We start from the raw sequence: 2,011 nt of genomic DNA, 5'->3' as shown, positions 1-2,011 counted from the left end.
GTCTGCACCCCCAGCACGTTGTTGTTGATGGTGGTGTCATTGCCCGACAGCGTCGAAAGCTGCGTGTCGAGGTTGGCTGACGCCATCCCGACGGCGCCACGAACGCCGGCCGCGTCCAGGTCGTTGAAGCCGGTGACACCGGTTCCCTTGGCCAAGACGATATTCGTTCCAGCTGTGAGCACGCGCGTAGCGGTCGACCAGACGGCATCAAGGGCATTGGCCGCAAACTTCGCAGCAGTGATCGCGCCGGCCGCAAAGGTGTTCGCCGTGATAGCGCCCGAGTTCCAGGCCGTACCGGCGGCGTGCGTGGTGTTCACTTCTGGGCGGCCCGATGCAAACGTCCCAGCGGCACCGCCGAACTGTGTGACGTTGACCGCCGCGATGCCGGCCGTGAGGCTCACCTGGCCGGTGCCGGTGCCGGACGAGAGGAGCACACTCGCTCCGATGTCGCGGGCCGTCTGTGCGGTGCCTCCAATGCTGCCGAGGTCGACACGCCCGTTTGCATCGACGGTCGCAGTCCGGCCGGCCGTGGTGTCGCGGCGGAACAACTCGACCACGCGAGTGACGGGCGCCATGCTCGCCTGCGTGATGCGCACCGCATACTCTTCGGCGTCTGATGTTGACGCAATCGTGGTATCCTCGTCGACCAGCAGCGCATAGAGGCCGGGTGCGTTGGCAGACGAGAGCTCGATGATCGTCGGCGTGGTGTAGGCAGTCATCGTCCCGCCATTGCGGCTGCGATAGACCGTGAACGAAGTCAGGCCGGTCTTCTTCGTGATGAGGTCGGTGCTGTCGACCGCTTCGAAGTAGATGTTTTGATCCGTCTTTCCGCTGGGGATCCTCATACGCCGAACCTCTTTCGCGTGGCCTGAAAGATGCCGTCCAACTGCGCCTGGGTAAGAGCGGTGCCCTCCCACATGGCCATCGCTGCCATTCTGGACGTGTTGACCAGCGGGACCTGCGCGTTGCCGCGAGAGCCGATCTGCATCGTGTTGGTGGCGCCGGCGGCCGAGGGCGACGAGTAGGTGGAACTGAACAGTTCGAAGGTCGAGTTGACGCCCAGAATGTGGCCGTTGGCCCCAACCGCTTCGTCAAGCGAAGAGACGGCGAATACCCATGAGCCGGTTGCAAGGGTGGCCACCATGATGTTTTGCAAGGCGACGACGCCGCTGCCGTTGTTGATGGCTGCGAACCACTTCTGGCCGCCGCTCATCCCAAAATGGAAGCCGACGCTGGCGACGTTGTTGCCCGACGTGCCGCCGATCCCGTTCGACGCGGGGGAGCCGTACCAGGCCCAAATCGCGACGGTCCACTTGGCGTTGTCCTTGTGGATGTTCGTCATCCACGTCTCATTGGTGGTGTCGTAGGTCAGATAATCGCCGCCATCGAAGGAAAGATATTCGGACGACGTGCGGCCATCGGCAGTCCCGTTGATCGTCGGGTCGGTGGCGTCCGCACCTGCCGTGGTGCCGCGAAAGAAGTCGTAGCCACCTCCCGACGTATCGAGCCATTTAGTCGAAGTCGCAGGGAGAGAGTTGCCATCGGCCGCGTCGAGACAAAGCTTCAGGTTCGTCGTCAACCCCAACGTGGTGAGGACGTCCTTCAGCCGCGCCCGATAGTACGGCCGGCGGAGCTGCGCGAACGCATCGAACTGCGGTTGCAGGCCAGGATAGAATTGGCCGTCAAACATCAGCTGTTCAGATCCACCGCCGCGATAGCATCAGCCTTCGATTTCAGGGCGGTGAACTCGGCCGTCATCTTGGTGAGCTGGGCCTTCACGGCGGCCTCATAGGCGTTGCTGATGCCGAACGCATTGACGGTGGCGATGACGTCGGCAAAGTCGTTTGGGATCGCAGCAAGGGCCGTCGAGGCCACGCTGGCGTTCGCCTTTACCTTGATCATCACCTGACGCTGGTCACTGAGACGCTGCGCGATGGCAGCCATCCCTACCTCGACTTCACTGGTTGTAGCCATTTGCCTGGGCTCCTGATTGTGGGGGCTGCATCGGGAC

3 protein-coding genes are annotated in these 2,011 nt (G+C 62.9%); all 3 read right to left on the bottom strand.

Going from position 1 to position 2,011, the window contains the following annotated elements:
- Positions 1-845, bottom strand: an 845-nt coding sequence (locus EN745_RS34090; RefSeq protein WP_145992312.1) for a hypothetical protein, incomplete at its 3' end; no start/stop codon positions are given.
- Positions 842-1,690, bottom strand: a complete 849-nt coding sequence (locus tag EN745_RS34085) for a hypothetical protein (protein WP_127423264.1) — start codon at positions 1,688-1,690, stop codon at positions 842-844. The genes EN745_RS34085 and EN745_RS34090, both read right to left, overlap by 4 nt.
- The coding region (locus EN745_RS34080; RefSeq protein WP_210213785.1) for a hypothetical protein at positions 1,690-2,011 on the bottom strand (322 nt) is incomplete at its 5' end. The genes EN745_RS34085 and EN745_RS34080, both read right to left, overlap by 1 nt.

This window comes from Mesorhizobium sp. M4A.F.Ca.ET.022.05.2.1 (assembly GCF_003998845.1).
Lineage (GTDB): Bacteria > Pseudomonadota > Alphaproteobacteria > Rhizobiales > Rhizobiaceae > Mesorhizobium.
This window is presented reverse-complemented; position numbering and strand designations above follow the sequence as displayed.